We start from the raw sequence: 4,887 nt of genomic DNA, 5'->3' as shown, positions 1-4,887 counted from the left end.
CTAGTTTTCTTCAAGTCAGCTTGGGAAAGTTCTTCCCCAGCTTGCAGGCGAGTGGCGGAAGTTTGCAACACTGTCGCCGCCCCTTTATCTCCTATTTGTAAGGCAGTTTTGGCGGCTGTTTGTAACATTGTAGCTGCGCCAGTGCGATCGCCCTCTTGCAATTTCGCTTCTGCTAACTGAGTTTGGCGATACTTGGCTTTACTTGAGGTCGGGAATTACCTGAATCAGTCCAGTCTGGAAAGCTTTGTCGTAGGTGATGACAGGTAATCCTCTTCTGGGAGTGGTTCAAAAAAAGCATCGCTGAGTTGTCCTTTCAATAAACCAGGGGTGCGCGGTTCGACTTCGCTCACCGCAAGAGGTTGTCTATGTTCTTGACTTAAACCTAACCGAAAGTAGTGAATTAGGTCATAAAGTTCTGCTAGTTTGTCTTCAGGGATGTCTTGCAATTCTTGGACAATCTTCTGGATCAGCATAAGTCAAACTCTTCGGCGGTAGTTAATCGATAATTTAGGAATATGAGACTACTTTGTTGCTCAATTGAGGAATAAAATATTTTTTCTCGCTTTGCGCCTTGACGCGAAACTTTTATACCGTTAACCACTAATACTGGATTACTATTCTTGTAAAACAGTCTTTGATGCAATCCTAGTTTTCTTCAAGTCAGCTTGGGAAAGTTCTTCCCCAGCTTGCAGGCGAGTGGCGGAAGTTTGCAACACTGTCGCCGCCCCTTTATCTCCTATTTGTAGTGCAGTTTTGGCGGCTGTTTGTAACATTGTAGCTGCGCCAGTGCGATCGCCCTCTTGCAATTTCGCTTCTGCTAACTGAGTTTGGCGATACTTGGCTAATGTTAAAATCGATTGCTGCACCTGGGGATTAGATGCTGGTTGATACTCCTTGACCACATCTGCGTAGACTGGCATCATGGGCGAAAGTAACCCTTGCTGGTTAATTAACGGATCGTCATAACGAATTTGCAAATGCCCGATTACTTGTTTTCCCTCTGGCAAGTGTCCCAAATAAATATTAGCCAAAACTACACGTTCTACATCTTGCATTAAGTCTCCCAAGCGTACAGCAAAGCTACCGTCAGCTTGTGGTTCCATTGGTAATTCAATTGTGTCTGGGGAAACTTGGGCAATGGGTTTAAATTCTGCTAGTCGGACATTAGGCACTAAAGATAATAACAAATAGCCATTAGTTAACCCCACAGATTGAATCCGCCCAAACAAACGGTTAAACTGCTCTAGAGCTTGTTCGGGACGCTCAATATAAGCTAAAGTACCGCCACCAACATCGGCAATTTTTTCTAATAAATCCTGATTCCAGTTATTACCAAATCCAAGAGTGCTGATAGTTAAGTTCAGTTTGGCAGCTTTTTGCGCCAGTTCCAAACAGCGCTTGTTGTCATCCGGGCCGATATCCCACTTCCAAATTCGCAAACTGCTTTCACCGTGACCGTCCGTCAGCAGAAAAGCCTGGGACACAGCACCTCTTGTGCCCTTCATCAGTTCTGTAATTCCCAGTTCCAAACCCTCAGCAATTACCGTACCGCCACTAGCACTAAGTTTCTTTTTAATTTCAGATTTGATGCTTTCGGGGTCTTGAATAATTTGGTTGGGGATAATGACTTGGGCAGAACCCGCAAAAGCCACAACCGAGATGCGATCGCCAACTTTCAATCTATCGATTAATTCTTCCACTGCTTGAATCACCGTTGTAATTGGTTTTCCATGCATGGAACCACTTTTATCCAGAATCAAGCAGAGGTTAAGGGGCAGGTTTTTGTCTAACTCACCAGCAATAGCCGAAATTGTGATGGCCAATTGACGTTGACTACTTGTTTGAGCCACATCAACATGATTATCATTTAGCGCCGAGAGCAATTTTACTTTCATTGCAAAGGGGTATCTTGCAAAACTGTTTTGGAGACAATTCTGGTTTTCTTGCGATCGCTTTCCGACAAATCTCCGCCAGATTGTAACTGGGTAGCAGAAGTTTGTAACACTGTCGCTGCACTAGTATCTCCCATCTGTAAAGCAGTTTTGGCTGCTGTTTGTAGCATCGTCGCCGCACCAGTGCGATCGCCTTGTTGCAATTTCGTCTCGGCTAACTGGGTTTGGCGATACTTAGCTAATGCCAAAATCGATTGTTGCACCTGGGGATTGGGGTTTGGTTGGTAATCTCCCACGATATTGGCGTAAACTGGGATGTTTGGCGTAAATATACTCGTTTCGTTCGTCGCTGGGTCGTCGTAGCGGACTTGCACGTTGGCGATGGCTTGTTTCCCTGGTGGCAATTGTCCCAAATAAATATTAGCTAAAATCACCCGTTCTGCATCTTTCATTAAATCTCCTAAACGCACAGAGAAACGTCCATCTGGTTCTTGTTGCAGTGGTAATTCAATGGTGTCCGGAGAAACTTGGGCAACTGGTTTGAGTTCTGCTAGCCGGATATTGGGCATGAGGGAGAATATCAAATAAGCATTAGTCAAAGCTACTGCTTGGACGCGGCTAAACAAACGGCTAAATTCATCCACCACGCGATCGGGTTTTTGGATATAAGACAAAGTACCCAAACCAGCATCCGCAATTTTTTCTAAAACATCTTGGTTCCAATTGTCACCAAAACCCAAGGTATTTAAAGTCAAATTATAGCTAGCAGCCAATTGGGCAAATTTTAAACAGCGATTATTATCACCATGTTCGTTTTCGCCATCAGTTAATAAGAAGGCTTGGGAAACGCTATCTTTTTTTCCCTTAGCCAATTCTTCAATCCCCAAGCGCAATCCTTCATCAATAGAAGTTCCGCCATCAGCAGCTAGGCGGTTAATTTGCTGCTTAATTTTTTCTGGATCTTCGATGGACTGACTAGGTATCAAGACTTTAGCACGGTGATTGAAAACTACAACACTCAGGCGATCGCCAGGACTTAATCGATCCACCAGACGATTCGCCGCGTTTTTCACCGTTTCTAGGGGTCGCCCATTCATCGAACCACTATGGTCGAGAATCAGGCACAAATTCAGTGGCACATTGCGGTCTTGAACCTCGGCAATGGCCGAAATCGAAATTCCCAACTGACGTTGAGAGTTGACTTGATTGGCGTCTAAATTACTATCATTCAAGGCAGGCTGTAAGCTGACCCTCATAACCCCAAATTCCTATTGAGAATATAGATATTTGTAAATAACTTCAAAGCACCACTTTAGTGCTACGGAAAAGCTATCCAATACATTAATATAATCAGAATATCTTAGAAGCCAAATATTGGCAGATGCTACCTCCCCCTTAACCATTAGGGAGAAATCCACACCTTTAACCGAGTTAGCATCACGCTAGGATGTATTACAGTTAACGGCATAATTGCAGGCGATCAGTTGCTATGGACATTTCCGCCATCAAGGCTGTTCAATCCCCTTATTACGGCGATCGTTTTTATCGGAAACCGCCGCCAGATTTACCGTCTCTACTATTAAAGGAGCGAATTGTCTACTTAGGAACTCCTTTAGTTCCCCAAATCACAAAACTGATCATCGCCGAACTCCTGTACTTGCAGTCCGATGACCCAGAAAAACCAATTAAAATTTACATCAACTCTACAGGCACTTCTGGTTACAGTGGCGAACCCATAGGCTTTGAGACCGAAGCTTTCGCCATCTATGACACAATGAAATATATCAAGCCTCCGATCCACACCATCTGCATCGGTTCCGCGATGGGTATGGCAGCGATGCTCCTCAGTGCTGGTACAAAAGGTTGCCGTGCTAGCTTACCCCATGCATCCATTATTCTGCATCAACCCAAGAGTTTCGCCCAAGGTCAAGCAACTGATATTCAAATTCGGGCCAAGGAAGTTCTAGCTAACAAGGCATCATTGGTTGACATTTTGTCTCGCAACACCGAACAATCGCCAGAAAAAATTAGCAAAGATATGGATCGTCTGCTGTACATGACTCCCTATCAAGCTAAGGAATACGGTTTGATTGACCGAGTTTTTGAGAAAGAAGAAGTCGCCAATCCCCCGCTACCTGCTAGCGTCCTTTAAAACATGAAGTGAGTCTGATTTCTTGTGATTTCAACTCACTCCAACCCACAGGAGCTACCAGGCTTCATCGTTGCTATAAATCATTGTAATAACGGAGCAAATTATGCCTATTGGTTACCCCAGCGTCCCCTATCGTTTGCCAGGGGGACAGATGGAGGAATGGGTTCACATTTATACTCGTCTTTCCCTGGAACGAATTATATTCTTGGGTGAAGAAATTGACGATAAAATTGCCAATGAGATTATAGCCTTCTTGCTATATCTGGATTCCGAAGATCCAGGCAAAGATATTTACATATACATCAATTCACCTGGTGGTATGGTCACCTCTGGGCTGGCAATTTATGACACCATGCAGCACATCAAATCAGATGTGGTCACAATATGCACAGGCTTAGCAGCCTCTATGGGGTCATTTTTACTAGCAGGTGGAGCCAAAGGCAAGCGCTTAGCATTGCCTCACTCACGGATTATGATTCACCAACCTTCCGGCGGTACTCGCGGACAAGCAAGCGATATCGAAATTGAAGCTAGAGAAATTCTCCGGATTCGCAACCAGCTAAACCAAATTTATGCTGACAACACCGGTCAAACCCTAGCCAAAATTGAAAAAGACATGGATCGCGACTTTTTCATGTCTGCCCAAGAAGCTAAAGAATACGGTTTAATTGACCGTGTGATAGAAGAGAGACCGTAGGAATGGGGAAAAGGGGAAAGGGAAAAGGGGAAAAGGAGAGGTCTTTCCTTCCTCCCCTGCTCTTTGCCACTTGCCCCTTGCCCTTTGCCCCTTTCCCTTTGCCCTTTCCCCCTTGCCCTTTTCCCTTTCCCCCTTGCCCTTTGCCC

5 protein-coding genes and 1 pseudogene are annotated in these 4,887 nt (G+C 44.7%); 2 read left to right on the top strand and 4 right to left on the bottom strand.

The genetic code is table 11. The features are described from left to right. From GNE10_RS36285 to GNE10_RS32070, 4 genes and pseudogenes are all read right to left on the bottom strand, one after another. Nucleotides 1–197: pseudogene (locus GNE10_RS36285) on the bottom strand (hypothetical protein); the annotation flags it as partial. A gap of 27 nt (nucleotides 198–224) precedes the next feature. Further along, nucleotides 225–473 carry a hypothetical protein gene (locus tag GNE10_RS32080; RefSeq protein WP_185570011.1) on the bottom strand — a complete coding sequence of 83 codons (249 nt, stop codon included), beginning with the start codon at nucleotides 471–473 and terminating at the stop codon, nucleotides 225–227. Between the two features lie 141 nt (nucleotides 474–614). After that, entirely contained in the window at nucleotides 615–1,895 is a 1,281-nt protein-coding gene (locus tag GNE10_RS32075) for a VWA domain-containing protein (RefSeq protein ID WP_185570010.1), read from the bottom strand. Next, nucleotides 1,892–3,148 carry a VWA domain-containing protein gene (locus GNE10_RS32070; protein WP_185570009.1) on the bottom strand — a complete coding sequence of 419 codons (1,257 nt, stop codon included), beginning with the start codon at nucleotides 3,146–3,148 and terminating at the stop codon, nucleotides 1,892–1,894. Before GNE10_RS32070 ends, GNE10_RS32075 begins: the two co-directional genes overlap by 4 nt. Before the next feature lie 233 nt (nucleotides 3,149–3,381). Here GNE10_RS32070 and GNE10_RS32065 point away from each other — a divergent pair, with 233 nt between their 5' ends. Next, the gene (locus GNE10_RS32065) at nucleotides 3,382–4,044 is read left to right on the top strand and encodes an ATP-dependent Clp protease proteolytic subunit (RefSeq protein ID WP_185570008.1); all 663 of its coding nucleotides are present in this window, start codon (nucleotides 3,382–3,384) and stop codon (nucleotides 4,042–4,044) included. 103 nt (nucleotides 4,045–4,147) lie between these two features. Continuing rightward, nucleotides 4,148–4,741: an ATP-dependent Clp protease proteolytic subunit gene (locus tag GNE10_RS32060; RefSeq protein WP_073642384.1), complete on the top strand. Its 594-nt coding sequence runs from the start codon at nucleotides 4,148–4,150 to the stop codon at nucleotides 4,739–4,741. The last annotated feature ends 146 nt before the right edge of the window (nucleotides 4,742–4,887 follow it).

Origin of the sequence: Nostoc sp. 2RC, from assembly GCF_014222165.1 — a bacterium.
Classification (GTDB): Bacteria; Cyanobacteriota; Cyanobacteriia; order Cyanobacteriales; family Nostocaceae; genus Nostoc; species Nostoc linckia.
This window is presented reverse-complemented; position numbering and strand designations above follow the sequence as displayed.

What these genes read in the sequence shown, in the direction of transcription:
- GNE10_RS32080 (WP_185570011.1), bottom strand. Translation starts at nt 473, where the DNA reads ATGCTGATCCAGAAGATTGTCCAAGAATTGCAAGACATCCCTGAAGAC.
- GNE10_RS32060 (WP_073642384.1), top strand. Translation starts at nt 4,148, where the DNA reads ATGCCTATTGGTTACCCCAGCGTCCCCTATCGTTTGCCAGGGGGACAG.
- GNE10_RS32070 (WP_185570009.1), bottom strand. Translation starts at nt 3,148, where the DNA reads ATGAGGGTCAGCTTACAGCCTGCCTTGAATGATAGTAATTTAGACGCC.
- GNE10_RS32075 (WP_185570010.1), bottom strand. Translation starts at nt 1,895, where the DNA reads ATGAAAGTAAAATTGCTCTCGGCGCTAAATGATAATCATGTTGATGTG.
- GNE10_RS32065 (WP_185570008.1), top strand. Translation starts at nt 3,382, where the DNA reads ATGGACATTTCCGCCATCAAGGCTGTTCAATCCCCTTATTACGGCGAT.